The organism is Streptomyces sp. NPDC059832 (assembly GCF_042731715.1).
In the GTDB taxonomy this organism is placed as follows: Bacteria; Actinomycetota; Actinomycetes; order Streptomycetales; family Streptomycetaceae; genus Streptomyces.
This window is the reverse complement of sequence record NZ_JBHWIY010000018.1, coordinates 56,628-82,881: the sequence shown is the minus strand read 5'-3', so window position 1 is coordinate 82,881 and position 26,254 is coordinate 56,628. Positions and strand designations below refer to the sequence as shown.

The window sequence follows — 26,254 nt, the reverse complement described above, 5'->3', positions numbered from 1 at the left end:
CCCGTACGGTCACGCCGGCAAGGCACCGGCCCCGGGCCGACGCGCGGGTGACGGGCGGCGGCACCCACGGCCGGGGCCGTCCGGGGTGCCGCGCCCGGACACCGTCAGCGCAGCGTCTCCGGCAACTCCTCCCGGTGGACGATGCCCAGGCGCTGCGTGGCACGGGTCAGAGCCACGTACAGGTCACTGGCGCCGAACCCGGCGGGCTCCACGACCAGCACATGGTCGAATTCGAGCCCCTTGGCCTGCCGCGGGCCGAGCAGCACCACCGGCCGGGTCAGATCCGGCTCGGCACCGGCCGTGACTCCGTCCAGCGGAGCCGCGATCTCCTCGTGGAGCGCCCGCGGCGCGATCACCGCGAGGCGTCCCTCCCCGGGCATCAGCTCCGCGACCGCCTGCGCCACCGCACCCGCCAGGTCCTCCCCGGCGTCCCGCGTCCACGGCACCTCGCCGGTGGACCGCACCGAACCGGGCGGCTCGAAGGAAGGGTCCTCGGCCCGTACGACCCGGGCGGCCAGCTCCATGATCTCCGCGGGCGTGCGGTAGTTGACCTGGAGCCGGACGTGCTCGAAGCGGTCACCGACGTACGGCTCCAGGATCTTCTCCCACGAGCCGACACCGGCCTCCTCGGAGGTCTGCGCCGGGTCTCCGACCAGGGTCATCGAGCGGGTCGGCGAACGGCGCATCAGCAGCCGCCACGCCATCGGCGACAACTCCTGCGCCTCGTCGACGATGATGTGCCCGAACGTCCAGCACCGGTCCGCGGCGGCGCGCTCGGCCGCACTGCGGTGATCGGCCTCCTCCTGCCGCTCCGCCATCCGTTCGGCATCGACGATGTCGTGGGCGGCGAGGACCTCGGACTCCTCGTCCTCGAACTCGTACGTCTGCGAGCCCCTCGAAAGCTCCAGCACGCCCTGCGCGTACGCGATCCGCTCCTGGCGCTCGGCCTCGGCCGCCGCCCGCTCGGCACTGTCGTCGACCCCGAGGAGTTCCGCCGCCTCGTCGAGCAGGGGAACATCGGCGGGGGTCCACGTCCCGTCGCCGGGCGCGCGCCGGATGGCTTCGGCTTCCTCGTCCGTCATGTGCACGGGGTCGGCCAGATACTCGGTGAGGAACCCCTCCGGGGTGAGGACCGGCCACAGCTCCTCGATGGCGGCGTGCACCTCCTGCTCGGCCGCGACGCTCTTGCCGAGCTGGGCGATGTCGTCGGGGCCGAGCAGGTTGGGACCGCCGTACGGGTCTGCGCCGAGCCGCTCGGTGAGCTGCGCGGTGAGGGCGTCGATGATCCGGAAGGCGAAGTACGGACGGGCGAGATTGTGCGGCAGGCGGGTGCCGCGGGCCGCCTCCCGGGCCTTGTGGGCGATCTCTCGGTCGAGCACGAGGTCCCCGTCGTCGTGCGGGACGACCAGGGGCGCGCCGGGTTCGGGCAGCCGCTGCCGGTCGCGGACGGCGAGGGCGAGCGCCTCCGCCATCCGCGCACCGCCCTTGACGGCGGCGGCGCGGGGCGTGTCGGTGCCGTCGGCGTGGACCCCGGGGAAGAGTTCGGCCTGCGTGGCGAGCAGGACACCGGTCTCGCCGAGCGCGGGCAGTACCTCGCCGATGTAGTGCAGGAAGGCGGGGTTGGGGCCCACGATCAGGACGGCGCGCCTGGCGAGCAGTTCACGGTGCTCGTACAGGAGGAAGGCCGCCCGGTGCAGCGCCACCGCTGTCTTGCCGGTCCCGGGGCCGCCCTCGACGACGAGGACCCCGCGGTGCGGGGCGCGGATGATGCGGTCCTGTTCCGCCTGGACGGTCCGCACGATGTCGCCCATGCGGCCGGTGCGGGCGGAGTTCAGGGCGGCGAGCAGTACGGCGTCGCCGCTCGGGTCCTCGAAGCCGGTGCGCTCCCGGTCCCGGAGGTCGAGGATCTCGTCGTGCAGCTCGGTGACGGCGCGGCCCTCGGTGGTGATGTGTCTGCGCCGGCGCAGACCCATGGGCGTGTGACCGGTGGCGAGGTAGAAGGGGCGGGCGACCGGCGCACGCCAGTCGATCAGCAGAGGCGTGTGCTCGGTGTCGTCCTCGCGGATTCCGATACGGCCGATGTGGTGCGCGGTGCCCTCGGAGAGATCGATGCGGCCGAAACACAAGGAGCCGTCCACCGCGTTCAGGGCAGCCAGCAGACCCGAGCGTTCGGCGACGAGCACATCGCGTTCGAGACGGGCCTGCAGGCCCGTACCGACCGGCGTCAGCGCGTTCTCGACGTCCTGCGCGGCGACTCCGCGCAGGACGTCGACACGGTCGTAGAGCCGGTCGACGAATTCCTGCTCCTTCTGCAATTCGGCGCTTTCCCGATTTGACAAAATGGCTCCCTGCCGGATACGGTGTTCATTAGTGGCCCTGTGGTGGGTTTTTTCTGTGTGAACACAGAACCACTCAATATACCCGGGAGAATCCCCGGCCCGCAATTGCGGGCCGGGGATTCTTCTCTGCTGCCGGTACCGCCGGCCCCGTATTCCGGGCGGCTCACGCCCGCAAGGGTTCTCACCCCGGCGTTGTTTCCGGTTTCGGTTCCTGTGGTCCTGGTTTCGGTTCGTGTGGTTCTGGTTTCAGTCGGCTCGGATCGCACGGTGCCCGCTGTCGTCGCCCCGGCCGCAGCCCTCGCCGACCGCCACACCGGCGGCGCGCGGACGGGCGATGCGGTCACACGCCCGCCGATGAGCGGTCCGGTCCACGGGCAGCCCGTAGACTCCGCGAATGGCGAAGTACTTCGACGTGCACCCCGAGAATCCTCAGCGGCGCACCATCAGCAGCGTGGCCGACAGCATCCGATCCGGCGCGCTCGTCGCGTACCCGACGGACTCCTGCTACGCACTGGGGTGCCGGCTGGGCAGCCGTGACGGCATCGGCCGGATCCGGTCGATCCGGCACCTCGACGACCGTCACCACTTCACGCTCGTGTGCCAGAACTTTGCCCAGCTCGGGCAGTTCGTGCACGTCGACAACGACGTGTTCCGGGCGATCAAGGCGGCGACGCCCGGCAGTTACACCTTCATCCTCCCCGCGACCAAAGAGGTGCCGCGCCAACTGCTGCACCCGAAGAAGAAGACGGTCGGAGTCCGGATCCCCGACCACGTGGTCGCTCAGGCGCTGCTCGCCGAACTCGGGGAACCGCTGCTCTCCAGCACCCTGCTCCTGCCCGACGAGGACGAGCCGCTGACACAGGGCTGGGAGATCAAGGAACGGCTCGACCACGTGGTGGACGCCGTCGTCGACTCGGGCGACTGCGGCACCGAGCCGACCACGGTCATCGACTTCTCCGGCGGCGAACCCGAGATCGTCCGCCGGGGAGCCGGTGACATCACGCGGTTCGAGTAGCCGCGCCGGGCAGTTGCCGCGCCGTCTTCCCGGACGCCTCGTCGAAGCGCTTCAGCACCGGGCGCGCCACGGCAGTCCTTCCTGCAGACACACAACGGGCAGGCGGCGTATGTGGCGTTCCTCGGGTTACGGCCTGTGCCTGGTGGTGACCTGGGCCCGCTACCTGTGCTGCTCCGCGCGCCGGCTGCCGGGGGTGTGATCGCGTCGCCGGGCGTGTGATCCTGCCGGATTCCTCCGGTGTGCGGCCGGGCGCATACTGGGAGGAGCCGCACGATTGGAGGACGCCATGATCGTCCTCGGTGTCATTCTGCTGGTCATCGGGCTGGTGGCCGGAATCTCGATCCTGTGGACCATCGGCGTCGCGCTCGTCGTGATCGGTGCCGTCCTGTGGATCCTGGGCGCCGTGGGGCACGCGGTGGGCGGCCGGCGCCACTACTGGTAGCGCCGTCGCACTGGCTGTCCGGGGTAGCGGGTCACAGCCCCGGGAACCGCCGCATGCGGACGTCGCAGTAGGTGCGCAGTTTGTCGACCAGGGCGTGGATGGCGGAGCGGGCGTAGTGGGAGGCGTCCCACCCCGCGTACAGGGGGACCGTGAGCGGGCCGTCCGGTGTGCGCACGATCAGTTCGGACAGGCCGAAGCGGGCGTCGTCGGTGACCAGGCAGATTCCGCGGCCCGCCGCGGCGAGGGCCTGGGCGAAGGGCGAGGAGCCGGTCTCGGACACCGCCGCGAAGGCCAGGCCGGCCCGGGACACCGGAGCGCTCACGGTCTCCTGAGCGCGCCGCCCGGCAGCGGCACCGGCGTCCGGCGGCACCGGCTGCCACGGAGGCGGAGTCACCGCTCCCGTCGCTGCGCCGCCGTGCAGGCGGAGCTAGCGCTCCCTCCGCTGCGCCGCCCGCCGCAACAGGCCGAGGAACTGCTCCCGTTCCTCGGGGGAGAACGGCGCCAGATGACCCAACGAGGCAGCGCGCTCGACTTCCGTGACTTCGTCGAGAATCTGCTGGCCACGGGCGACGCGGTCGACATCCGCGAACCGGTCGGTCCCGTGCTGGAGGCCGGGGCCATCACCCGGCGCGTCTACGAGACGAAGAGCCCCGCACCGCTGTTCAGCAACCTGACCGGCACCGAGGCGGGATTCCGCATCCTCGGCGCGTCCGCCGGCCTGAGCGGCGCAGGCGGGAACACCTACGGCCGGCTCGCGGCCCACTTCGGTCTGCCCGCCGACACCGCACCGCGTGATCCGGTGGAGAAGCTCATCGCGGCCATGCACGCGGAACCCGTCGCCCCGCGTGTGGTGGAGACCGGGCCCTGCGTCCTCACCGGCGACGACGTCGAATGGCTCCTGACCTGCGGGGGCCTGGGCGGCCTCGCCGGTTCGCTCGTCCTCGCCATGCTCGGCGACTTCAGGTTCAAGGGCGGGCTGTTCGTGCTCGGCACGGCGGCGTGGGGTGTCCTGTGGTCACTGTTCGCGCTGTCCCGGACGGTGCCGCTCTCGTTCGCCCTGATGGCGTGCACCGGGTTGATGAGCGCTTCGTTCGGCGTGCTGCAGACCACCTTGGTGCTGATGACGACCGCGCCGGAGGTGCGGGGGCGCGCCCTCGGCCTCCAGGAACTCGCCATCGGCGTGATGCCCTTCGCCTCGCTGGCGCTCGGCGCGGCGGCCCGGCTGCTGGGGGTCGGTACCACCGCGTTCCTCAGCGTGCTCCTGCTGGTCGTGGTTCTGCTGATGCTCGCGGCCCGGGTGCCCCAACTGCTCAGGTACAGCGGCGTGCACGTCCCGTAGCGCGGGGGTACCGGCCATGGGATGTGGACCCGGTCCAGGGCGACGTGGGCCCGGACCAGGAGCACGGCCGCGGCGGAACCTCTCCGCCGCGGCTGTACCCGTCGTCACCGACCGGGATCAGATCCGGAGCTCGCCGTCCCGCACCACCACTCGCCCGCCGGCGATCACCAGCTGCCGGCGCGGCGTGCGGACGAGAGCGTCCTGGACGTTCTCGGCGTCCAGCAGCACGACGTCCGCCCGCGCCCCCGCGACGATGTCGTGGGCGTCGCGGTGCACGAAGCCCGCCGCGCGCGTGGAGGCCAGCTCCACCGCGTAGGCGAGTTCCTCGTCGGTGCGCAGACCGTGGAGCCGGGCGAAGCCGAGCGCGACGCGCAGGAGGTCGCCGTCACCGTACGGCGACCACAGGTCCCGGATCCCGTCGGTGCCCAGACCGATCGGGACACCGCGGTCCCGCATCCCGCGCCACGGCAGCGGCGCGGTGCGGACGGGGGCCACGGTCGCCCAGGAGATACCGGCTTGCTCGCAGGCTTCGAGCAGGCTCTGCTGCCGGTTCGCCGGCAGCTCGCCCAGGGCGAAGCCGTGCGAGACCGTCACCTTGCCGTGCAGGCCCGTGCGCAGGGTGCGATCGATGATGAGCTCGATCTGGAAGGCGCCGAGATCCCCGCCGTCGTGCAGATGGATGTCGAGCCCGACACCCCGCCGCTCCGCGATGCCGAAGAGGCCGTCGAGCTGCGCCACGGGGTCGCGGTCGATCGAAGCCGGGTCGAGGCCGCCGATGGCGGTCGCGCCCGCCGCGGCCGCCTGATCGAGGAGTTCCAGCACACCGGGGCGGCGTATCACGCCGTCCTGCGGGAACGCGACGATCTCCACCTCGATCGCGCCGCCGAACGTGGCCACCGCCTCGCGGACCACCTCGATCCCGCGCAGCCCGACACCGAGGTCGACATCCACGTGACTGCGTACCGCCGTCGTGCCATGCCGGAGGAACTCGCCCAGCACGGCGGTGGTCGAGGACGGGCTGGGGATGCCGAGTTCGTCGCGCTCCGCGCGTTCGTGGGAGATGCGCCCCTGCGTCGTGGCCTCCCCGCCGTAGGAAACCCATGGCTGCCCCCACCAGCTCTTGTCGAGATGGGCGTGCGCGTTGATGAAGCCGGGCAGGGCGAGAAGCCCGCCGCCGTCGAGGCGGTCACCGTCGCCGGCCGCCGTTCCGGCGGGCACCACGGAGAGGATCTCGGCGCCGGACATCACGATGTCCACGGGCGCCGCACCCCAGGGGCGGACGTTCGTCAGTATCACATGAGCCATGAAGTAATGGTATACCAAATTCCCTGGTGTCGGTCGGTCGGATGGCGGAGTCCGGCACCGCGTCGACGTGCGAGGGCGAGCGGCAGTGTGGCGAGGGAGAGCGCGGCCGTGACCATGAGCGCCAGGGAGAACGAGGCCGCCGTGGCGAGGTAGCCGACGAGGAGGGCGCCCACTCCCGTTCCGGCGTCGAACCCGATGTTCCACACGGCGCTCGCGACACCGCTGGACCGACGGTCGACGGCGGCGAAGGCGTCCACCAGGGTCAGGTTCTGGAGTCCGCCGTAGCCGACCCCGACCAGGGCCGTCCCGGCCAGCAGGGGAACCATGCCCGTCGCCTCCGGCGAGGTCACCGCCGAGGCGGTCAGGGCGAGCCCCGCGGCCGTGACGATCACGAGCGGCCAGAGGAACGGCCGGGTGCCGTACCGGTCGGCCAGTGCCCCGAACCGCCAGCGGGAGACGGCCGCCGTCCCCGTCAGGAGCAGCAATCCGGCCAGGGTCGCGGTGGGGTCGCTGCTCATCTGCGGGGCGAAGGTGATCAGGGCGCCCCCGGCCGTCGTGACGCCGAGCAGGAGCAGCATCGGCCGGAGCAGTGGAAGGTACGCGGCGCGTCCGCCCGCCGTGCCGTCCCGGTGCGGTGGATCCTCGGCCCCGGCCGGGTGCCCGCTCAGCCGGCGGGCGAGCCGTAGTGCGGGCAGCACGCCGAGCAGGGGCAGCGCACCGATCGCGAACACGACCTCGAAGCCGAGGTTCTCCGCGGCCCAGGGCGCGGTCGAGACCAGGATGAACTGAGGCCCCGCGATCGCCAGACCGTATGCCCCGACCGCCTTCCCGCGCCGGGCCGGCTCGACGAGTTCGGCGACGGCGCTCGCGCCGCAGACCGTGAGCACGCCGAACCCGAGTCCGCGCACCGCGGCGAGGGCGAGCACCACGCCGAGGTCCGCCGTCAGCAGGTGCGGGAGTGCGGGAGCGCCGAGCAGGACCATCCCGCAGACCAGGGTGGTCCGCCAGCCGAGGCGGCGTATGGACGTCGGGACGAGGGTCTGGGCGAGCACGGTGCAGAGCATCAGGACAGCGTTGACCGAACCGGCGCCGGCCGCGTCGGCGCCGCCGTGCACGGCCCAGAGCGGCGCGGTGGGCAGCAGTACCGCGAATCCCGAGAATCCCGTGGCCGTCAGGAGCAGCAGCGCGGGCATGCCCGGTGCGTTCCAGACCGCTTCCCGCGCGGTGGTGTCCGCCGGAGCGTTCCTCACTGGCTCGTGCCTCCGTGTCGCGGTCGGCGGACCGGCTGTCGCGGCCGGTCGGCATGCGAGGGAGGGCCGCGCCGAGGCAGCCCACCGTGCACGAATGGTATACCGAATGCAGTGGAACTGTTAGCCTGGAGATATGGGCACAGAGAGTGATATGGGCGGGGTGGGCGAGTCACAGACGGTCACGGGGGAGGACCGCGAGTTCCTCCGTCGTTGCGTCGGCCTGGCGCGCGAGGCGCTCGCGGCCGGTGACGAGCCGTTCGGCTCGCTCCTCGTGGACGAACGCGGCACGGTCAGGTTCCACGACCGCAACAGGGTCAAGGACGGCGACGCGACCCGCCATCCGGAGTTCGAGATCGCGCGCTGGGCGGCCGGGAACCTGTCCCCGCAGGAGCGGCGGGCGAGCGTCGTCTACACATCGGGCGAGCACTGCCCGATGTGCAGTGCGGCCCACGCCTGGGTCGGCCTGGGCCGCATCGTGTACGCGTCGAGCGCCGAGCAACTGGTGGCGTGGCGCCGGAGTTGGGGCTTCGACGCGGGGCCGGTCGCGGCCCTCCCCATCCATGTCGTCGCTCCGGGCATCCCGGTGTCAGGCCCCGACCCGTCGCTCGCCGACGAAGTCCGCGCCCTGCATGCCCGGATGCTGGGCGTGGCCGCCGACGGCTAGGTCTTTCGTCCGGATCAGGCCTGCTGGTCGTCGCGGGCGGCGTTCTTCTCCTTGATGCGCACCGCTTCCTTCCGGACCTCCGCCTGGGTGGCGCGTTCCTGCTGGAGCCAGTCGGGGGCTTCCTGCTTCAGCGCGTCGATCTGCTCCGTCGTGAGGGCTTCGGTGATTCCGCCACGGGCGAGGCCCGAGATCGAGACACCCAGCTTCGCGGCGACCACCGGCCGGGGGTGCGGGCCGTTGCGTCGCAGTTCCTGCAGCCACTCGGGCGGGTCGGCCTGCAGTGCGTTGAGCTCGGTGCGCGAGACGACACCCTCCTGGAACTCGGCGGGGGTGGCCTCGAGGTACACACCCAGCTTCTTTGCCGCGGTCGCGGGCTTCATCGTCTGGGCGGTCTTGTGCGACGTCATGAGGACAAGGGTATCGAGCATGTGCGCTACCTCTGACCAGGGCCGGTAACCTGGCGGAGTGACAAGCTCGGAAGAAACCCCTTCGTTCCGGCTCGCGTACGTCCCGGGGGTGACACCCGGAAAGTGGGTGCGGATCTGGAACGAGCGGCTGCCCGACATCCCGCTGACCCTCGTGGGGGTGTCGGCCGCCGAGGCGCCCGACGTGCTGCGGGGCCGTGACGCCGACGCCGGTCTGGTGCGCCTGCCGATCGACCGGACGGCCCTCAGCGCCATCCCCCTCTACGCCGAGACAACCGTGGTCGTGGTGCCGAAGGACCACATCATGGCGACGGTCGACGAGGTCTCCGCCGCGGACCTGGCCGACGACATCGTGCTGCACCCCCTCGACGACACCCTCGACTGGGAGCAGCGCCCGGGGCGGCCCGCCGTCGAGCGCCCCGCCACCACCGCGGACGCCGTCGAGCTGGTGGCGGCGGGGGTGGGGCTGCTCGTCGTACCGCAGTCGCTCGCCCGCCTCCACCACCGCAAGGACCTCACGTACCGGCCGGTGTCGGACGCCCCCGAATCGCGCGTCGCGCTGTCCTGGCTGGAGGACGAGACCACCGATCTGGTGGAGGAGTTCATCGGGATCGTCCGGGGGAGGACCGTCAACAGCACGAGGGGCCGAGCGAGGCCCCAGGCGCAGCCGAAGGGCAAGCGCGCCGACTCGGACGGTGCGCGGCGCAAGCCCGCGACGGGCAGGGCGACCGGCGGATCCACCGGCAAGTCGGCCGGCAGATCGGGCGGGAAGAACCCGCGGAGCGGCTCCGGCGGCCCCAAGGCCGCCAAACGCGGCAAACCCCGTCGTCGGTCGTAGGGCGTATCCGCGAAGGGCCCCGCCCGGCCCGGACCCGTCTCAGCGCCCGCGCCGCACCTTCGGTTCCGGTACGAGGCGCACGACGCCGTTGAGCAGATGGTCGACCAGGTCGTGCGAGGGCTTGTCCGTGAGGTTGGTGAGCAGCCGGGCCAGGGTGTTGAGCAGGAACGGCGACCCCATGACATAACGGTTGAGGACCGGCTGGAAGCCGGAACGGCTGAAGACCAGATCGGCGGCCGTGTTGCCGAGGCGGTAGTAGCGCCCCCAGCGGCGGTTCATCTCGACGGGGTAGCCGTGCAGCACCTGCTCGCGCCGGGGGCCCCGGGGAAGGGCGAGGGCCAGCGTGGCGGTCTCGGCGGCGACCTCGCCGGCCTCCATGGCCTGGCCGATCCCCTCGCCGTTCCAGGGACTGATCATGCCCCCGGAGTCACCGACGAGCAGGAGCCCGCGGGTGTAGAGGGGATGGCGGTTGAAGCCCAGCGGAAGGGCCGCGCTGCGGATCGGGCCCTCCGCGTTCTCGTCGCGCAGTCCCCAGGCCTCGGGCGTACGGGCCAGCCACTCGTCCAGGGTGGCGCGCAGGTCCGCCTTTCCGTGCCGGCGGTGCGGCAGCGCTCCGAGACCGACGTTGACGCGGCCGTCGCCCATGGGGAAGATCCAGCCGTATCCGGGCAGGTAGTGATCGCTCCCGGGGAACCGGAGGTCGGCCCACAGCTCCAGATACTCCTCCGCGGAGCGCTCGGGGCTGCGGTAGTAGCGGCGGGCGGCCGTCGCGATCTGCCTGTTCCTGTCCCGCTGCAGACCCATGGCGAGGGCGAGGCGGGCGGAGGCGCCGTCGGCGGCGATCACGATCGGTGCGTGGAAGGTCAGGGGCTCCTTCTCCGTGGTCGTGGCGGTGACACCGGTGATGCGGCCGGCCCGGTCGGTCAGCGGCTCGGTCACCTTCACACCGCTGCGCAGCCGGGCTCCGGCGGCGACGGCGTGCCGGGCGAGGATGTCGTCGAAATCGTGCCGGCTGCGCGAGAGGCCGAAGTCCGGGTAGCGGCCGAGCGCGGGCCAGTCGATGTGCACCTGGTGGTCCCCGGCCACCCACCGCATACCGCGTGAGCGCGTCCATCCCGGAGCCTTGATGTCGACGCCCATCCTGATGAGTTGGTGCACCGCACGCGGAGTCAGGCCGTCCCCGCACACCTTCTCCCGGGGGAAGCGGGACTTCTCCAGCAGCAGGACATCGACACCCGCCCTGGCGAGGTGGAAGGCCGCGGCCGATCCCGCGGGCCCCGCCCCCACCACGATCACCTGGGCATCCTCGTCCGGGCCGTGGTCGGACCGGGCGTCCGACGGAGACCGGTCTGGCGTCGTTTCCCGCATCGGGAACCCCTTCCTGGAGCCGGTGCCGTACCGGGGACGGCAGCCATCCGCATCATCATCGATCAAGGACGGCCGGTGCGGAGCCCGGTCCGGAAATCCGGCACCTTCCTGAAGGGAGCCCAAGATGCGAAGTAGCTGAAACCATGACAATTTACCTTTGCTGGCCAGCTGCTCGGGTGAAAGGGACAGTCTGATGGAGCGTCGTCCGGCGAGTCGAAGACCCTTACACGATCCCGGCTTCCCCGAGGGCATGCCGGTGCCGCCGCACCGGCCGACGCCGTGTCACCCGGCCCCGCCGCACGCCGAGGCCCCGTCCCGTCCCGGCCCGCCCCTCCGCCGCACGAGTTCCGTCGCCCCTTCCCGTCAGCACCGTTCTGCCGCCGCAAGGAGTGCCGTATGAGCACCATGGACGTCCCCTCGGAAGCCGAGTCGGAGATCCCCGCACCGCGGCCACGGGCCGGGAAGGCCGCGGCGCCGGGGATGACCTGGATCACCCTGGCGCTGATGACCACCGCCTCGGTGGCCAGCCTGCGGTCCGCCCCGACGATGGCCGTGTACGGGCTGGCCTGCGTCTTCCTCTATGTCGTCCCGGCGATCGTGTTCCTGATGCCGACGGCGCTGGTCTCCGCCGAGCTGGCGTCGGGGTGGAACGGCGGTGTCTACCGCTGGGTGAGCGAGGGGCTGTCGAAGCCGCTCGGATTCCTCGCCGTGTGGTGCCAGTTCGCGATGACGATCTTCTACTACCCGAGCCTGCTCGCGTACGTCGCCGGCACCATCGCCTACGTCATCGATCCGAGGCTGGCCGGCAGCGGCCTGTACACCGCGATCGTGATCATGGTCCTGTACTGGACCGGGGTGTGGGTCTCCGCCCGGGGCACGAAGGCCGTCGCGGGGCTCTCGTCCTGGGGCCTGATCATCGGGACACTGATTCCGGGCACCGTCCTCGTGGTCCTCGGGCTCGTCTTCCTGGGCCAGGGCAACGGCTCCGCCGCTCCGATGACCGGCAGTCATCTGCTTCCCCAGTGGACGGGGCTCGCCAGCCTCGTCCTGATTGTCAACAACTTCCTCAGCTACTCCGGCATGGAGATGAACGCCGTCCATGTCTCGGCGCTGAAGAATCCCGCCAGGGAGTACCCGAGGTCGATGTTCCTCGCCATGGGACTGGTGCTGCTGATCTTCATCCTTCCGGCGCTGGCCATCAGCTGGGTCGTCCCGGCCGGGCAACTGAGCCTCACCGCCGGTGTGATGCAGGCGTTCGACGCGTTCTTCTCGCACTTCCACGTCGGCTGGCTCACCCCGGTCGTGGCCGTCGCCCTCGTCGCGGCGGCGCTCGGCGGCATGCTGACCTGGCTGGCGGGGCCGTCCAAGGGCCTCCTGCTGATCTCCCGGGAGGAGGGCTATCTGCCACCGTTCCTCCAGAAGCTCAACAAGAACGGCATCCAGCAGAACATCCTCGTCACCCAGGGCGTCGTGACCACCGCCATCGCCCTCATGTACGCGCTGATCCCCAATGTCTCCAGCGCCTACTGGATCTTCTCCGTGATCACCACACAGGTGTATCTCATCGTCTACCTGCTGATGTTCGCCGCCGCGATCCGGCTCCGCAGGACCCGGCCCGACCACCCGCGCGGCTACCGCGCCCCCGCCCTCGTACCCCTGTGCGTGCTCGGTCTGCTCGCCTCGCTCGCCGCCCTGGCCATCGGCTTCGTACCGTCCTCGCAGTTCGGCGGCGGCAGCGTCTGGACGTACATCGCGCTGGTCGGCGGCGGGCTCGTCGTGCTCGGCCTGCTCCTGCCGTACCTCTTCCTCAGGCTCCGGAAGCCCAGCTGGCGCACTCCCGCCGCGGGCCTCCCGGCCGGTCCGGAAGGCGCGGCGTCGGGCGGTGGCGCATGAGCCCGACGCGCATGGCCTCCGAGCACCGCTGGATCTACCTCGGCGCGATCGTGCTCCTGGTCGCCCTCGTCGTCATCGGCATCGTCCAGTACACGAGCGTCAGGGCCACCAACGAGTCCCGCAAGAAGGCCGACGCGCTCAGCGACCGGTTGGTGGAGGCCGGATATCCGGCACCCGACTCCGGCACCGTCCAGAGGCTGCTGGGCGCGGACGGCGGCATCGTGTGCGAGTCCCCCGACGACGCGCTCAGGACCGCCCTGTGGAAGATCCAGCTGTCCAACGGCTCGGGCGGGCCCGGACAGCGGCCCGTCATCGCCGACACCAGGACGGTCGGAGCCGAACGGATCGTCCTCCAGGTCTACTGCCCGGACCAGGCCGAAGCGTTCGACCGGACCGTGGACGAGCTCAGGACCGACAGCACGGTCCGGCGCTGAACCCGTACGCCCCGAAGGACCAGGAGAACCGGACCACCCGAGTCCGGACCCGACGACCGGGAGACAACGATGATCGAGCACGAACTGGCCGACCGGATCGCCGCCCTGATGCCGCGCGCCAAGGCGGATCTCACCGAGCTGGTCTCGATTCCGTCCGTCGCCGACCCCCGCCAGTACCCGCCCGAGGAATGCCGGAGAGCGGCCCAGTGGGTCGCCGACGCCTTCACCGGGGCGGGCCTGCACGATGTGCATCTCGCCGAGACGCCCGACGGCAGCGCCGCGGTGCTCGGCCACCGCCCGCCGCCGCCCGGAGCACCGACCGTGCTGCTCTACTGCCACTACGACGTCCAGCCGCCGCTCGACGACGCGGCCTGGACCTCGCCCCCCTTCACGCTCACCGAGCGCGACGGCCGCTGGTACGGACGCGGCACCGCGGACTGCAAGGGCAACATCGTCATGCACCTCACCGCTCTGCGGGCCCTCGGGGACGACCTGCCCGTCGGGCTCCGGTTCGTCGCCGAGGGCTCGGAGGAACAGGGCACCGGCGGCATGGAGGCGTACGTCGAGCAGCACCGCGAGGAGTTCCTGGCCGACGCCCTGCTGATCTGCGACACGGGCAACGCCGCCGTGGGGCAGCCGACCGTGACCACCTTCCTGCGGGGCCTCGCCGGTCTCGTGGTGACCGTGTCCACGCTCCGGGGAGAAGTGCACTCCGGAATGTTCGGCGGGCCGGCCCCGGACGCCCTCGCCGCCCTCGTCCAGCTCCTGTCCACCCTGCGCGACCAGGACGGCGGAACGCGCATCGACGGCCTCGACGCCTCCGGGACCTGGTCCGGGGCGCCGTACGACGAGGAGCAGTTCCGGCGCGACGCCGATGTGCTGGACGGGGTGTCGCTCACCGGTTCCGGTACGGTCTCCGACCGGCTCTGGGCCCGCCCCGCCGTCACCGTCCTGGGCATCGACTGCCCGCCGGTCGTCGGCTCCTCCGCCGCCGTCCAGGGCACCGCACGGGCCCGGGTGAGCCTGCGCGTACCCCCGGGAACGGACGCGGACGCCGCACTGCTGGCACTGACCGCCCATCTGGAGAAGGCCGCCCCCTGGGGCGCGCACGTCTCGGTCGAACCGGAAGGGACCGGGGCGCCGTTCCGGGCCGCCACCGACGGACCGGCCTACGCGACCCTGGGCCGGGCCATGGCGGACGTCTACGGCAAGCCGATGGCCGCCCTCGGCCAGGGCGGCTCCATCCCTCTGTGCAACGTCCTCACCGGCGCGTACCCCCGTGCCGAGATCATCCTGATGGGCGTGGAGGAACCGCAGTGCCTCATCCACGCCCCCAACGAGAGCGTCGACCCCACCGAGATCCAGCACATGGCCCAAGTCGAGGCCCTCTTCCTGAGCCGGTACGCCGCCGCCCGGCGGAGCTGAGCGCGCCGGGACCGGGAGAACCCGGTCACGACTCCAGATAGCGCAGGACCGCCAGCACCCGTCGGCTGTAGCCGGTGGCGCGCGGCAGATCGAGCTTCTCGAAGACCGCGTTGAGGTTCTTCTCGACCGAGCTGAGCGAGATGTGCAGCTGCTGCGCGATGGCCGCGTTGCTGCGGCCCTGCGCCAGCTCCTGCAGGACGCTGCGTTCCCGGGGAGTCAGCCGGGCCAACGGGTCGACGTGCGTGGTGCGGACCACCAACTGCCGTACGACCTCCGCGTCGATGGACGCGCCGCCCGCGTGGATCCGCTCCAGCGATTCCAGGAACTCGTCGACCTGCGCGACCCGGTCCTTGAGCAGATAGCCGACCCGCTCGGCGTTCTGGGACAGCAGCCGGACCGCGTAGTTGCGTTCCACGTGCTGGGAGAGCACCAGCACACCGACCAGGGGCCAGCGCTCGCGGATCTCCAGTGCGGCCCGCAGCCCCTCGTCGGTGTGGGTGGGAGGCATCCGGATGTCGACGACGACGAGGTCCGGCGGGTCCGCCTCGACCGCCCGGACGAGGGAGGTGCCGTCACCCACCGAGGCGAGGACCTCGTGCCCCTCCTCCGCGAGCAGCAGGGCGAGTCCCTCTCTGAGCAGGGTCGAGTCCTCGGCGAGCATTACGCGCACGGCAACTCCGCGGTGATCGTGGTGGGGCCCCCGCAGGGGCTGTCGATGTACAGCCGGCCGTCCAGCGCGTCCACCCGCCCGCGCAGCCCGGAGAGTCCGCCGCCCAGCGGATCCGCGCCCCCGGTGCCGTTGTCCTGGACGAACACGGACACCCGGCTCCCGTCGCCCCTGACGCCCACCCGGATACGGGTCGCCCGGGAGTGCTTGGCCGCGTTGGTCACGGCCTCGCAGACCACGAAGTAGGCGGCGGTCTCCACCGGCCGGGGCAGCGGCAGCGGCAGTGCGAACTCCATGTGCAGCGGAATGCCGCAGCGTTGGGCCACTCCGCCGAGAGCCTCTTCGAGCCCCAGGTCGTCGAGAGCCGACGGGTAGACGCGCCAGGCCACCTCGCGCAGTTCGGTGAGAACCTCCTGGGAGGCCTGGTGGGCCTGCCGAAGCAGCAACTCGGCCTGCTCGGGCGTCCGGTTGCGGCGGGCCCGGCCCAGCAGCATGGCCAGTGCCACGAGCCGCTGCTGCACGCCGTCGTGCAGATCGCGTTCGATGCGCCTGCGTTCCGCGTCGACCGCCCGGAGCACCGAGGCCCGGCTGGCGGCGAGTTCGGCGATGCGCCGCTCCAGCAACTCCCGTTCGGAGGGCCCGAAATGATCGCGTGCCAACCGGGTGTCGAGTGCGTTCAGCGAGAAGAGACCCTGGAGGTCGAGGAAGAGCAGGACACCGCCGAGTGCTGCCTGGGGCAGCAGGCCCTGCCAGTCGGTGGGGTCGCGGGCCACCCCCGCGGCCAGCAGTCCGGCCAGTACGGCCCCGTATCCCAGCAGCGCGAGCACCCCGGCGTACAGTGCCCCGGCGCCGGTGCGGGCGGCCAGATAGCGAAGGACGTCCCGGTCGGACGCGTGGTGGGCGGGGAACACATCGCCGAAGAAGACACTGCGCCGCAGCCGTTCCAGGCCGGTGAGCCCCCGCGCCCCGGCGCTCAGCAGGGCCAGAGCGCGCAGCCGGGTACGGGGCCACAGGACGAACGGCAGCGACAGGCCGCCCGGTACGGCGAAGTACAGCAGTCCGGTCAGGGCGGTGAAACAGCCGAGCAGTGCGCCCGCGGCTCTGCGGAGCCATGGACGAGGGTGCGCCACAGGGGCGCCCGTCTCGTCGCGCCGCAGGTCGGGCAGGTCTGGAAGACGGCCGGTCGTACCATCCGCGGAATCCCCCTGCACGGTTGCCGACTCCAGGCTCTCTCGTTCGGGCCATGCCGGGCTCGCGTGCCCCGGCACCGCCCCTCGCCGCGTTGTCGTCGGTCGCCATGACTCCGCCATGACGCCCTCCTCCGCCTTGCGATCCACAGCACCGGACCTCGCTCCCTGATCCGGCCTGATCCGAACGAGAGACCCTAGCCGCGCGGCATGCTCACGGCAAGATCCTTCCGGCCGGGCAGGGGCGACCGCGGGCGTGCGGGGCTTCGGCGTCGGGCTCACGGGACCCGGCGGTGTTGTGCCCGGCCACGGGGCCGCAGGCGCATGGCCACGTACCCGGCGAGGGCGACCAGGACCAGGACGAGAACGGCCTTGGACAGGACCCCGACGTAGGTCTCCACCAGATCCCACCGGTCGCCGAGCCAGTAACCGGCCATCACGAGCACCGAGTTCCACAGCAGGCTGCCCACGGCGGTCAGCGTCACGAAGAGCGGCAGCGACATGCGCTCCACACCGGCCGGCACGGAGATGAGACTGCGGAAGATCGGCACCATGCGGCCGAGGAGCACGGCCTTGGTGCCGTGCCGGGCGAACCACTGTTCCGTACGCTCCAGATCGGAACCCTTCACCAGCGGGAGCCTCGCCCAGATCGCATGCATGCGGTCGCGGCCGAAGAGCATTCCGATCCAGTACAGAACCACCGCGCCGACCACCGAACCCAGGGTGGTCCAGAAGAGTGCGGAGGCCAGACCGATGACACCCTGCCCCGCCGCGAACCCGGTCAGCGGGAGAATGACCTCGCTGGGCAGCGGCGGAAAGAGGTTCTCCAGGGCGATGGCGAGGCCGGCTCCCGGACCTCCCATGGTGTCGACGAGACCGGCCGCCCAGCCCGCCACACCGCCCGCGGGTTCCTGGGGGAGACCCAGAATGACGAAATCCATGAACTTACTCCTGGCCGTTGTGGTGAGGCGCGAGAAGTCCGCCGCGCCTCACCGGCAACGCTAGGAATCGACGACCGGAGCCGGTACGGGGATTGCCGTCGAACCGGCTACGGTTCTCCGCACCCGCCACCCTGCGGTTTTCCGTAATCCGGGTGCCGCGCCGACGGGATGGCCGGGTCCACCGGTCGTCTCACTTCTGCGCGAAGACGATCCACACCTGGCCCGGGGCGAAGGTCATCGGCTCGCCGTCCCGGGTGGTGAAGGAGGTTGTGGATCCGGCCGCGGGCCGTGACCAACGGACGTCGTACTCCTTGCCGTCGCGCAGCACCAGGGCGGAGCCGGAGCCCACGGTCTCGGTGTACGGGGACGTGCTGCCCCACCGGTCCCGGAACAGCGAGGGTCGCACGGTGACGTACTGCACCACCACATCGGCCGCGCCGAGCCGGGCGCCTTCGGCCGTACGGGCCGGTGTGCCGTCCATGGACACGAGCCATCGGTCCCGCTCGGCCGACCAGGTGAACGCGAAGCTCGCCGCCGGATAGCGGACCGTGCGACCGGCGACGCTCCTGCCGCCCGGCACGGCGGCGGAGAAACGCAGCCCGATGTCCGAGGCCGCGTTCGCGCCGGTGGTGGCGTGCGGTGTCCTGCCGGTGCGCAGATAGAGGTTGTGCGGTGCCGGGCGGCCGGTGTCGCGGAAGTAGGCGTCCGGATCCTTCTCGGGGGACACCGGGTCCAACGGGGCCGCCGCGATGGCCGGGAGGAGCTTGGACTGGGCCCCGGAGAAGGCGAGCGTCGGCCGGTCGAACTGGCGGAGCAGCTCCAGGTCCGACTCCCGGGCGCTGCGCACCGGGCCGACCACGGCCGGCAGCCTGGACGAATAGGCGGCCAGTATGCGGCTGAGACCGGCCTCGACCTGCTCCACGTAGATGATGTCCGCCTTGTCGAGCCCGGTCTGCGGGCGGGCGGGGCCGACGTTGTCGATCTTCACGGCGAGCACATGGGCACGCGATCCGTCGGACGTGGGCGTGACGGGGCCGCTCGGCGAGGAGGCCGTTCCCCCACCGCCGCCCTCGCAGCCGGCCAGCGCGGCGACGAGCAGCGCCAGCGCGACCGCTGACATTGCGGCCGGTCCCTTCGTCCGGGATGCGTGCATGGCGGCCGTCCCTTCCGCATCGGCCGACGCGACGCCTCCGGCCACTGCCGCTCGCCGCGACGGCTCCCCGCCCATCATCACGCAGAAGGAGGTTTCGCGGGTTCCCACGGACAGGGCGCGGCGCTGTCCCCGCTCCGGACCGCGGCGCGCCGGGACCCGGCGCTCAGTACGGCAGCGGGCGGCCGGACGGGGTCCTCAGATCGAGGGGCGGCGGCCGGGACGGCAGCTGCGGTCGTCGAACGATCCTGATGCGGCCCATTGCCACCACCCCCTGTCGGTCACCCGTCATATGCCCGGCGGACGACCCGTTCATGCGGCGCCTCCGCGAATCGTCCGGGCCACCGGCCGTAATCGGCCACGAGCCCCATCCCGCAGGCGACCCAAGGGATATGACGGATCGTCGGATCGGGCGGTGCCACCGCGTAACGGGAGGGAACGGGAAGGCGCCATCTTTCCGACGCACAGGGGACAGCGCGCACACGCGCTCGCTATCCTCCCGGCTATGAGCCATGAGCGTGGCACGGGTGGGGCACCCGGCGGGGTTCCGCGGAGTTCCGGGTGACCGAGGGCATGGGCCCCGCGCCGGATGCCCGCACCGCGGAGGTGTGGCGTGCCTTCGGCACCTGTTTGCGTCAGTGGCGCAGGCGTGCCGGGCTCACCCAGGCCCAGGTGGGCGCCCGCGTCGGATACGACCACACCGCGATCAGCAAACTGGAGCACGGCACCCGCCGGACACCGCTGCCGCTGGCCCGCAGGCTGGACGAGCTGATGTCGGCGGGCGGCGCGCTCCTCGCCGCCTGCGAGGCGGCGGAGGCCGCGGGCGCGGGCGGCACCGGCGAGGATGGTTCGGGTACGCGCCCCGCACCGGCCCCCGCACGGCAGGGGCCCCTGCCCGGGGAGCCCGCGGGAGGCACCCTGCTCGCGATGCTGCCGCCGGACACCGTCCTGCCCAGCCGCCTGCCCAGCTACGGGCTGATGTGTCCGGTGCACGGCCGTGACGGCTGCACCGTCCCCGTGCTCGCCGATGTCGTCGCCCTGCACTCGGCCTTCTGCTCGCTCGGCCCGGCCACCGTGGCGTGCCCGGCGCTGGACATCGACACGGTGCATGCCCTGACGGCGCTGCTCGCCGTCTGCCTGCGGGCCGACGAGGAACGCGCCTGGCCCGGAGCGACCGTCGTGGTCGAGCGCACCCTGCACGCGATGCTCCGCTGGATGGCCCTGCCCGCGGCCCCGTACCAACGCCAACTCGCCCCACTGGCGGCCGAGTACGCGCAGTCCGCCGGCTGCCTGCGACTGCTGTGGGGTCGCAACGCGACGGCGATGGCCTGGCTCGACCGGTCGCTGGTCTGGGCCGGACTGGCCGGTCATGTCGGAACGGAGGTGGCCGCGCTCAGCGACATGAGCACGCTGGCGCGGCTGGAGGGCGACGGCCCGTCCGCCCTCGCCTACGGAGGCGCGATCCGGCAGGCCGCCGCCGGCCGGTACTGGGCGGGTGCGATGAGCGATCTGTACCTGGCGCGCGGACACGCGGTACGGGGCGACGCGCGGCAGACCCTGGGCCACATCGACCGTGCCTGGTCGCAGCTGGACCGGGTCGGCGAGCAGGACGAGACGGAGGCGCCCTGGCTGTCCGTCGCCTCCGTGCGCCTGCGGGTGGAGTCCGGTGCCGCCGGGGCGCTGCGCGACCTCGCCGCGGCGACCGGGGACCGGCGACTTGCGCTGCGCGCGGTCGGGGCGGCCCGCACCGCGCTGGGTCTGCTCCCGCCCGGGATGCGTTCGGCGCGGATGCTGTTCCTGGTACGGATGGCGGACGCCCATGCCTGCGCCCAGGACCCGCAGGCGGCGATCGCCATCGCGGGTCCGGTCCTGGACACCACCGAGGTCACCGCGTCCACGCTGCTCGGCCAGGAACTGCGCGGCCTGCACAGCCGGTTGGCGGCCCGGCACGACAACCTCCCGGAGACCGACGACTTCACCCGCCGGCTGGCGGCCGTGGTCCGCTGAGACACCGGAGGCGGGACGTGTGTGCACACGTCCCGCCCCGGATGGCACACCGACGGAGGATCAGCCGGCGTTCAGCGTCACGTCGTCCACGACGAAGCTGGTCTGCAGATAGGCGTCCTCACTGCTGGTGAATCCGAGGGTGACCGTCTGGCCGGCGAAGGCGCCGACGTCGAAGGTCTTCTGGGCGTAGGAACCCGCGGCGTCCGCGTTGGAGTACGTCGCGAGTGTCTTGGTGCCCAGCTTCACGGTGAACGTGTCGTACGCGGTCGGGTCGCCCGCCGACTCGTCCGTGTCGGTGCGCAGATAGAACGACAGCTTGTACGTCGAGCAGCCCGACGGAATGGCCAGCGACTGCGAGGCCGTGTCCGAGTGCGTGGATCCCCAGCCCCCGAACCAGGCCGTGTACGCGCCCGTGTGGGCCGGTTTCTCCGACGTCCGGTTGTTGATCACGCCGTCCGTCTGGGTCCACGGTGCGACACCGTTCTCGAAGCCGCCGTTGACGACGACCTGCCGGGCCTGGCAGGTGCCGCCGCCACCGACGACGAGCGAGTACGTGGTGGTGTGGGTGGCCGTGCCGGTCCCGGTCACCGTGATGGTGTACGTGCCCGCCGCGGCCTGGGCCCCGGCGGCGACGGTCATCGTCGAGGAGGAGCCCGACTGCACGGACGCCGGGGCGAACGAGACGGTGACCCCGCTCGGCGCGCCGGAGGCCGTCAGCTTCACGGTCTGCGCGGAGCCGCTGGTGGTCGCGGTGGACACGCTCGCGGTGACCGAGCCGCCCGGCTGGACGTTGCCGGTGACCGGCTGCACCGAGACGGAGAAGTCGTCGGCGGGCGCGGTGGTGCCGACCGAGGTCTTCCACACGGTGTACGCGACGCCGTCGGCGCTGCGGTCGAGCGCGGTCGCGTTGATGTTGGCCGTGGTGTCACAGGACGAGTGGTAGCAGGGGTCGTAGGAACGGCCCGCCGTGCCGCCCCACTTGGCGGCCTGCGCCGAGGTCTTGGTGTCGCTGGCGCCGGTCGCGTAGCCCGAGGTGGGGATGCCGCCCTGCTGGAAGGAGTAGTCGTCCGACCGGCCCTGGCCCTCGACGTTCTCCTCCGGTGCGAGGTTCAGCGAGTCCCAGTACTCCTTCATCGGCGCCGAGGCGGCCGAGTTCACGTTGTTGATGAAGTAGCCGGCGTTGGTCGAGGCCACCATGTCGAAGTTGTAGTACGCCTTGATGGCGCTGCGCTGGGCCGCGCTGAGCTGGCCGACGTAGTGCTCGGAGCCCTGGAGGCCCTGCTCCTCGCCGTTCCACCAGGCGAAGCGGATGTGCTTCGTCATGGTGGGGTTCCGCTGGGCCAGCGCGAGGGCGTTCTCCAGCAGGGTGGCCGAGCCCGAGCCGTTGTCGTTGATGCCGGGGCCGGCCGAGACGCCGTCCAGGTGGGCGCCGAACATGATCGTCTGGTCGGCCGGGCCGCCCGGCCAGTCGGCGATGAGGTTGTTGCCCTGGTAGGTGCAGCTGGTGCAGGTCTGCTCGCTGACGGTGTAGCCGGCGGCCTGCAGCTTGCTCTTCACATAGGCGACGGAGGCCGTGTAACCGGCGCTGCCGGCCCGGCGGTTGCCGCTGTTCTGGGTGGCGATGGTGTTCAGCTGAGCGAGGTGCGCCTGCACGTTGGCGACGCTGATGTCCGGTGCGCCGCCGCCGGGATTGCCGCCCCCGTTGTCGACGGTCAGGGTGTACTGCGCGGTGTGGCTCTGGGTGCCGTCACCCTTCACCGTGAAGGTGTAGGCGCCGGGCGCGGCGTTCGAGGACGCCGACACGGTCATCGTCGAGGAGGCTCCGGCCTGCACCGACGACGGGCTGAAGGTCGCGGTGACACCGCTGGGCAGACCGCTCGCCGTCAGGCCGACCGCCTGCGCGCTCCCGGAGCTGACCGAGGTCCGCACCGTGGCCGTCACCGAACTGCCCGGCTTCACGGAGCCCGACGCCGGGTCCAGGGACATCGTGAAGTCGTTGTTGCCACTGGGCGTACAGGCGGGGTCGCCGCTCTGTGCGGGAACGCTGATGGCGTCCCAGGCGGCCTTGGTCCGGTCGAAGAGCACACAGCCCGGGTCGAGGTTCTTCGCGGCGGTCAGCGTGGCCGTGCGGTAGCGCTTGTAGGTCATCCCGCTCGTCTTGAGCAGCATGCCGCCGTAGAAGACCTTGCCCGCGCTCTGGATGCCGACACCGGTGACCGAGGAGCTGTTGCAGGTGGGGCTGGACGGCTTGCCGCCGCCGGGGTTCGAGCCCTCGGCCAGCAGATAGAACCAGTGGTTGAGCGGACCGGCCGCGGCGTGCTCCTCGGTGTTGGGTATCGAGGAGCTGTAGCAGTTCGGGTCGCCGATCTGCCCCGGGTTGTACATGATCCGGATCGGCCCGTTGCCGACCAGGTTGATCTTCTCGCCGACGGTGTAGTCGGGGTCGTCGTACGGCGCCGGCTCATTGGTGTACGCCTCGGTCAGGGCACCCATGATGTCGCCCGTGGCCTCACCGAGACCGGACTCGTTGTTGGCACCGCCGGGCGTGTACTGGTCGATGCCGTGGCCGAACTCGTGGCCCACCACGTCGATCGCGCCGATCCACTGGTTGGCGTTGTTGTGGCCGATGGAGACCGAGGAGCCGTCCCAGTAGGCGTTGACGTCGTTCAGCCCGACCTCGACCGGCCAGCTGCCGCCGTTGCCGTTGTGTCCGTTGCGGCCGAGCCAGTCCTTGAGCATGTTCCACTCGTGCTGCGCCGCCCACATGACGTCGACGCAGCCGGTTTCCTTGCTGGAGGCGTTTCCGGTGCCCCAGGAGTCACTGGACTTGCTGAAGACACTGCCCGTGCTGTAGTCGGCGCAGCTCAGGCCGGGCCGGTTCGGGTCGCGCAGCGAATAGCTGCTGCCGGACGCGGTGGTGTCGATGGCCAGCGGTGACGGGCCGTTCCACTGGCTGTTCCCGGTGCCCGCCTTGACGTCGTCGTAGCTGTCGAGCACCTTGCCGGTGCCCGCGTCGACGAAGACGTGCAGCCGGCTGGGGGACTTGGCGGTGCGCCCGGTGAGTACCGTCTCCCAGGCCAGCCGGGAGGACTTGTCCGTGGCACGGACCACGAGCCGGTGCGATTCCACCCGCTGCACCGTGCGGAGCTTCTTGCGGGCGGTGGTCTCGGCCGCCCCGGCGGAAATGGTCGGTGTGGTCGGCACGTTGATCCGGCGGGACACCGCGGACTGGGTGCCGCGGACCCGGCCCTCGGAGTCGGCCACCACGACGGCGTCCCCGCCGACGACCGGCAGCCCGCGGTAGGTGCGCTGGTACGCGACGGAGTACAGACCCTTGACCCAAGGGGTCACCATCTGTCTCTCGTACCGCTCTTCGGGCCCCTTCGCCAGGGTGTCGAGACCACTGGCGGCGGCCCGGTCGGCCGCCGACACGGCGGCCGAGAGCGCGCTCGGGGCGGGCGGGGATGGTTCGGCGGATGCAGACTGCCCGCCGGTGACGACCAGCATCCCGGCGAGGACGGCCAGGGTCGTCCCGGCCGTCATCGGTCTGAGTTTCATCGAGGCTCCTTGATTCGGGGGGCCTCGATCACGGGCAGCCGCGTACCATGACGCACTTGCCCCGGCCGTGGTCGGCCGCCCGCGCCCCCGGTGTCCGTGATCGAGCGACCGAACCCTCACACGTCGTCATGGACTCGTCAACGAACTGCGGGGGGTGCCGGGGGACTTGGCAAGTTTGGTCAAGCCGCGGTGGTGGGATCGCACAACACCGGTGGTGCGCGCGGTGGTCACTCCAGTCCGGAGATCGTGAACACCGTGCGCGCGTGCCTGCGGTCGATGCGGTCGGACAGCTGTCGCAGTGCCGTCACTCCGCATCGCAGCGTCCCGCGCTCCACGCAGCCGCGGGCATCCTCGTCCAGTCGGTGCCACAGAGCCGGATTCGCGAGGAACACCTCCGGGTCGACCTCGACCCGGCAGCCGTCGGTGTCACGGAGCACCAGGCGCTGGGCCACACCGTCCGACCAGCGCACCGACACGAGCCGGTCGGTGCGCACGGTCCGCTCGCGCAACAGGCCCCGGCAGGAGAGCCGGCCGACGCCCGCCCGGACCCGCGGTGGCACCAGGACCGCGCACAGCAGGGCGGCCAGCCCGGTCCACAACAGGGCGCGCGGCCCGCTGAGACGACCGGCCGCCGCGTCGACGGTCAGCAGCAGCCCGAGCAGCGCCACGGAGCAGTGGATCGCGAAACGCAGGTCGGCGGCCCAGCCGTGGTCATGGGTGGTCATGCCGGAGGGAGGCGGTCGCAAGCCGTGAGGGCCGGGAGTGCTCCGGGTGATGTGGCGTCGCATGGCAGTGACGCTAAGCGCGACCGCCGGTCCCGACGGCGTCCGTTGACGAAGCGCTGACGTCGGGGCGGAGGGTCCTGACGGTTGCTTGACACATGGGCCGCAGGCCGGGAACGGGGCTGTACAGAACGGGCGCCCGCCATTACCCTGCACGCATGGGAGAGTCTGACGGGAAGGCAGTTCTCACAATCAACGTACCAGCGACGGCGATTGATTGCAAGTCTGCCTGGTGGGCGGAGCTTCACCGCCTCGACGGAGCCGACTGCGGGATACGGACAGAAAGGCTCGGATCATGACCACGGAGACCCTTGCGGCAGCAGTGGCGGGCACCTGGCGGCTCGGCGACCTCACGGTCAACCGCATCGGATTCGGCGCCATGCGCCTGACGCAGCAGGGCGCGGCGTTCGACGACGACGCGGCCCCGAGCGACCGCGACCGGGCCATCGCCGTGCTGCGCCGCGCGGTGGAGCTCGGCGTCGACCACATCGACACGGCGGCCTTCTATTTCTCGTCGCTGCGCTCCGCGAACGAGCTGATCAACCGGGCACTGGGGCCCTACCCGGACGACCTGGTCATCACCACCAAGGTCGGGCCGGGCCGTGACCCCTCCGGTGACTGGCTGCCCTGGGCCCGGCCCGAACAGCTGCGGGGGCAGGTCGAGGAGAATCTCCGTCAGCTCGGCCGTGACCACCTGGACGTGGTGAACCTGCGCACCTACGGGCCCGCTCCGATCGCCGAGCACTTCGGCGTGCTGGCCGAGCTGTGCGGGAAGGGGCTCATTCGCCACCTCGGTCTCTCCAACGTCCGGCCGGCACAGCTCGCCGAGGCGCAGGCGATCGCACCCGTCGTCTGCGTGCAGAACCGGTTCGCGGTCGACTCGTCCCTTCCCGGCTCGTCGGAGCTGCTCCGGATCTGCGGCGAAGAGGGAATCGCCTTCGTGCCCTTCTTCTCCATCGCGGGAAAGGGGCGCGAGGCGGGACCCGTCGGGTCGGAACGACCGGAGATCCTCGCGGTGGCCCGCGCCCACGGGGTCTCGCCCGTTCAGGTCCGGCTGGCGTGGACGCTGCATCAGGGCTCCCATGTGCTGGCCATCCCGGGCACCGGGAATCCGGCCCATCTGGAGGCCAATGTGGCCGCCGGTGCGCTGCGGCTCACGCCGGAGGAACTGACCCTGCTGCAACAGGGCCTGTCAGCCGCCGTTGCTCCGCAGGTGCGGTGACGG

22 protein-coding genes are annotated in these 26,254 nt (G+C 71.6%); 10 read left to right on the top strand and 12 right to left on the bottom strand.

The genetic code is table 11. The features are described from left to right. Positions 1-104 precede the first annotated feature (104 nt). Positions 105-2,315, bottom strand: coding sequence for a HelD family protein (locus ACFV8T_RS28205; protein WP_385332857.1), 2,211 nt, complete (start codon positions 2,313-2,315; stop codon positions 105-107). A 418-nt stretch (positions 2,316-2,733) separates the two neighbouring features. Here ACFV8T_RS28205 and ACFV8T_RS28200 point away from each other — a divergent pair, with 418 nt between their 5' ends. Together ACFV8T_RS28200 and ACFV8T_RS28195 are read left to right on the top strand one after the other, a co-directional pair. Continuing rightward, on the top strand, positions 2,734-3,354 hold the full coding sequence (locus tag ACFV8T_RS28200) for an L-threonylcarbamoyladenylate synthase (RefSeq protein WP_385332716.1): 621 nt from the start codon (positions 2,734-2,736) through the stop codon (positions 3,352-3,354). Between the two features lie 286 nt (positions 3,355-3,640). Next, entirely contained in the window at positions 3,641-3,796 is a 156-nt protein-coding gene (locus ACFV8T_RS28195) for a DUF6131 family protein (RefSeq protein ID WP_385332854.1), read from the top strand. Between the two features lie 31 nt (positions 3,797-3,827). Here ACFV8T_RS28195 and ACFV8T_RS28190 read toward each other — a convergent pair whose 3' ends face one another. Next, entirely contained in the window at positions 3,828-4,118 is a 291-nt protein-coding gene (locus ACFV8T_RS28190; RefSeq protein WP_385332713.1) for a LysR substrate-binding domain-containing protein, read from the bottom strand. A gap of 183 nt (positions 4,119-4,301) precedes the next feature. On the opposite strand from ACFV8T_RS28190, the gene ACFV8T_RS28185 reads away from it, so the two are divergent. After that, positions 4,302-5,135 carry a hypothetical protein gene (locus ACFV8T_RS28185; RefSeq protein WP_385332711.1) on the top strand — a complete coding sequence of 278 codons (834 nt, stop codon included), beginning with the start codon at positions 4,302-4,304 and terminating at the stop codon, positions 5,133-5,135. A gap of 117 nt (positions 5,136-5,252) precedes the next feature. Here ACFV8T_RS28185 and ACFV8T_RS28180 read toward each other — a convergent pair whose 3' ends face one another. Further along, positions 5,253-6,440, bottom strand: a complete 1,188-nt coding sequence (locus ACFV8T_RS28180) for an amidohydrolase (RefSeq protein ID WP_385332708.1) — start codon at positions 6,438-6,440, stop codon at positions 5,253-5,255. Next, entirely contained in the window at positions 6,428-7,690 is a 1,263-nt protein-coding gene (locus tag ACFV8T_RS28175) for an MFS transporter (RefSeq protein ID WP_385332706.1), read from the bottom strand. The genes ACFV8T_RS28180 and ACFV8T_RS28175 overlap by 13 nt, the downstream gene beginning before the upstream one ends. 151 nt (positions 7,691-7,841) lie before the next feature. Between ACFV8T_RS28175 and ACFV8T_RS28170 the strand changes: the two genes are divergently transcribed. Next, complete coding sequence (locus ACFV8T_RS28170) at positions 7,842-8,354, top strand: nucleoside deaminase (protein WP_385332851.1); 513 nt, start codon at positions 7,842-7,844, stop codon at positions 8,352-8,354. Between the two features lie 14 nt (positions 8,355-8,368). Here ACFV8T_RS28170 and ACFV8T_RS28165 read toward each other — a convergent pair whose 3' ends face one another. Next, positions 8,369-8,761, bottom strand: coding sequence for a DUF5997 family protein (locus tag ACFV8T_RS28165; RefSeq protein ID WP_385332703.1), 393 nt, complete (start codon positions 8,759-8,761; stop codon positions 8,369-8,371). 58 nt (positions 8,762-8,819) lie between these two features. Here ACFV8T_RS28165 and ACFV8T_RS28160 point away from each other — a divergent pair, with 58 nt between their 5' ends. Beyond that, complete coding sequence (locus ACFV8T_RS28160; protein ID WP_385332700.1) at positions 8,820-9,617, top strand: LysR family substrate-binding domain-containing protein; 798 nt, start codon at positions 8,820-8,822, stop codon at positions 9,615-9,617. Positions 9,618-9,656: 39 nt separating this feature from the next. On the opposite strand, the gene ACFV8T_RS28155 is transcribed toward ACFV8T_RS28160, so the two are convergent. Further along, complete coding sequence (locus ACFV8T_RS28155; protein WP_385332697.1) at positions 9,657-10,985, bottom strand: geranylgeranyl reductase family protein; 1,329 nt, start codon at positions 10,983-10,985, stop codon at positions 9,657-9,659. Positions 10,986-11,381: 396 nt separating this feature from the next. On the opposite strand from ACFV8T_RS28155, the gene ACFV8T_RS28150 reads away from it, so the two are divergent. From ACFV8T_RS28150 to ACFV8T_RS28140, 3 genes are all read left to right on the top strand, one after another. Next, the gene (locus tag ACFV8T_RS28150) at positions 11,382-12,878 is read left to right on the top strand and encodes an APC family permease (protein WP_385332694.1); all 1,497 of its coding nucleotides are present in this window, start codon (positions 11,382-11,384) and stop codon (positions 12,876-12,878) included. After that, complete coding sequence (locus tag ACFV8T_RS28145; protein WP_385332691.1) at positions 12,875-13,312, top strand: hypothetical protein; 438 nt, start codon at positions 12,875-12,877, stop codon at positions 13,310-13,312. The genes ACFV8T_RS28150 and ACFV8T_RS28145 overlap by 4 nt, the downstream gene beginning before the upstream one ends. A 69-nt stretch (positions 13,313-13,381) precedes the next feature. Further along, on the top strand, positions 13,382-14,737 hold the full coding sequence (locus ACFV8T_RS28140; RefSeq protein WP_385332688.1) for a dipeptidase: 1,356 nt from the start codon (positions 13,382-13,384) through the stop codon (positions 14,735-14,737). A gap of 25 nt (positions 14,738-14,762) precedes the next feature. On the opposite strand, the gene ACFV8T_RS28135 is transcribed toward ACFV8T_RS28140, so the two are convergent. From ACFV8T_RS28135 to ACFV8T_RS28120, 4 genes are all read right to left on the bottom strand, one after another. Continuing rightward, a complete protein-coding gene (locus ACFV8T_RS28135; RefSeq protein ID WP_385332848.1) occupies positions 14,763-15,398 on the bottom strand; it encodes a response regulator in 636 nt (211 codons plus the stop codon). Next, a complete protein-coding gene (locus ACFV8T_RS28130) occupies positions 15,398-16,615 on the bottom strand; it encodes a sensor histidine kinase (RefSeq protein WP_385332686.1) in 1,218 nt (405 codons plus the stop codon). Before ACFV8T_RS28130 ends, ACFV8T_RS28135 begins: the two co-directional genes overlap by 1 nt. Positions 16,616-16,869: 254 nt before the next feature. Next, complete coding sequence (locus tag ACFV8T_RS28125; protein ID WP_385332683.1) at positions 16,870-17,532, bottom strand: DedA family protein; 663 nt, start codon at positions 17,530-17,532, stop codon at positions 16,870-16,872. A gap of 190 nt (positions 17,533-17,722) precedes the next feature. Next, positions 17,723-18,652, bottom strand: coding sequence for a DUF3048 domain-containing protein (locus tag ACFV8T_RS28120; protein ID WP_385332680.1), 930 nt, complete (start codon positions 18,650-18,652; stop codon positions 17,723-17,725). A 591-nt stretch (positions 18,653-19,243) separates the two neighbouring features. Here ACFV8T_RS28120 and ACFV8T_RS28115 point away from each other — a divergent pair. Then, positions 19,244-20,689 (top strand): helix-turn-helix domain-containing protein, encoded by a 1,446-nt coding sequence (locus ACFV8T_RS28115; RefSeq protein ID WP_385332677.1) that lies wholly within the window; start codon positions 19,244-19,246, stop codon positions 20,687-20,689. Between the two features lie 60 nt (positions 20,690-20,749). On the opposite strand, the gene ACFV8T_RS28110 is transcribed toward ACFV8T_RS28115, so the two are convergent. Continuing rightward, positions 20,750-24,232 (bottom strand): M28 family peptidase, encoded by a 3,483-nt coding sequence (locus ACFV8T_RS28110; protein ID WP_385332845.1) that lies wholly within the window; start codon positions 24,230-24,232, stop codon positions 20,750-20,752. Positions 24,233-24,474: 242 nt separating this feature from the next. Beyond that, entirely contained in the window at positions 24,475-24,972 is a 498-nt protein-coding gene (locus ACFV8T_RS28105) for a hypothetical protein (protein ID WP_385332674.1), read from the bottom strand. 352 nt (positions 24,973-25,324) lie between these two features. Between ACFV8T_RS28105 and ACFV8T_RS28100 the strand changes: the two genes are divergently transcribed. Continuing rightward, the gene (locus ACFV8T_RS28100) at positions 25,325-26,251 is read left to right on the top strand and encodes an aldo/keto reductase (RefSeq protein WP_385332671.1); all 927 of its coding nucleotides are present in this window, start codon (positions 25,325-25,327) and stop codon (positions 26,249-26,251) included. Positions 26,252-26,254: the final 3 nt, after the last annotated feature.

Excerpts from the sequence above, each read along its gene's own strand:
- ACFV8T_RS28105 (WP_385332674.1), bottom strand. The coding sequence starts at position 24,972 with ATGACCACCCATGACCACGGCTGGGCCGCCGACCTGCGTTTCGCGATC.
- ACFV8T_RS28165 (WP_385332703.1), bottom strand. The coding sequence starts at position 8,761 with ATGACGTCGCACAAGACCGCCCAGACGATGAAGCCCGCGACCGCGGCA.
- ACFV8T_RS28170 (WP_385332851.1), top strand. The coding sequence starts at position 7,842 with ATGGGCGGGGTGGGCGAGTCACAGACGGTCACGGGGGAGGACCGCGAG.
- ACFV8T_RS28125 (WP_385332683.1), bottom strand. The coding sequence starts at position 17,532 with ATGGATTTCGTCATTCTGGGTCTCCCCCAGGAACCCGCGGGCGGTGTG.
- ACFV8T_RS28145 (WP_385332691.1), top strand. The coding sequence starts at position 12,875 with ATGAGCCCGACGCGCATGGCCTCCGAGCACCGCTGGATCTACCTCGGC.
- ACFV8T_RS28120 (WP_385332680.1), bottom strand. The coding sequence starts at position 18,652 with ATGTCAGCGGTCGCGCTGGCGCTGCTCGTCGCCGCGCTGGCCGGCTGC.
- ACFV8T_RS28185 (WP_385332711.1), top strand. The coding sequence starts at position 4,302 with ATGACCCAACGAGGCAGCGCGCTCGACTTCCGTGACTTCGTCGAGAAT.
- ACFV8T_RS28180 (WP_385332708.1), bottom strand. The coding sequence starts at position 6,440 with ATGGCTCATGTGATACTGACGAACGTCCGCCCCTGGGGTGCGGCGCCC.
- ACFV8T_RS28150 (WP_385332694.1), top strand. The coding sequence starts at position 11,382 with ATGAGCACCATGGACGTCCCCTCGGAAGCCGAGTCGGAGATCCCCGCA.
- ACFV8T_RS28155 (WP_385332697.1), bottom strand. The coding sequence starts at position 10,985 with ATGCGGGAAACGACGCCAGACCGGTCTCCGTCGGACGCCCGGTCCGAC.
- ACFV8T_RS28195 (WP_385332854.1), top strand. The coding sequence starts at position 3,641 with ATGATCGTCCTCGGTGTCATTCTGCTGGTCATCGGGCTGGTGGCCGGA.
- ACFV8T_RS28200 (WP_385332716.1), top strand. The coding sequence starts at position 2,734 with ATGGCGAAGTACTTCGACGTGCACCCCGAGAATCCTCAGCGGCGCACC.
- ACFV8T_RS28135 (WP_385332848.1), bottom strand. The coding sequence starts at position 15,398 with ATGCTCGCCGAGGACTCGACCCTGCTCAGAGAGGGACTCGCCCTGCTG.
- ACFV8T_RS28140 (WP_385332688.1), top strand. The coding sequence starts at position 13,382 with ATGATCGAGCACGAACTGGCCGACCGGATCGCCGCCCTGATGCCGCGC.
- ACFV8T_RS28100 (WP_385332671.1), top strand. The coding sequence starts at position 25,325 with ATGACCACGGAGACCCTTGCGGCAGCAGTGGCGGGCACCTGGCGGCTC.
- ACFV8T_RS28110 (WP_385332845.1), bottom strand. The coding sequence starts at position 24,232 with ATGACGGCCGGGACGACCCTGGCCGTCCTCGCCGGGATGCTGGTCGTC.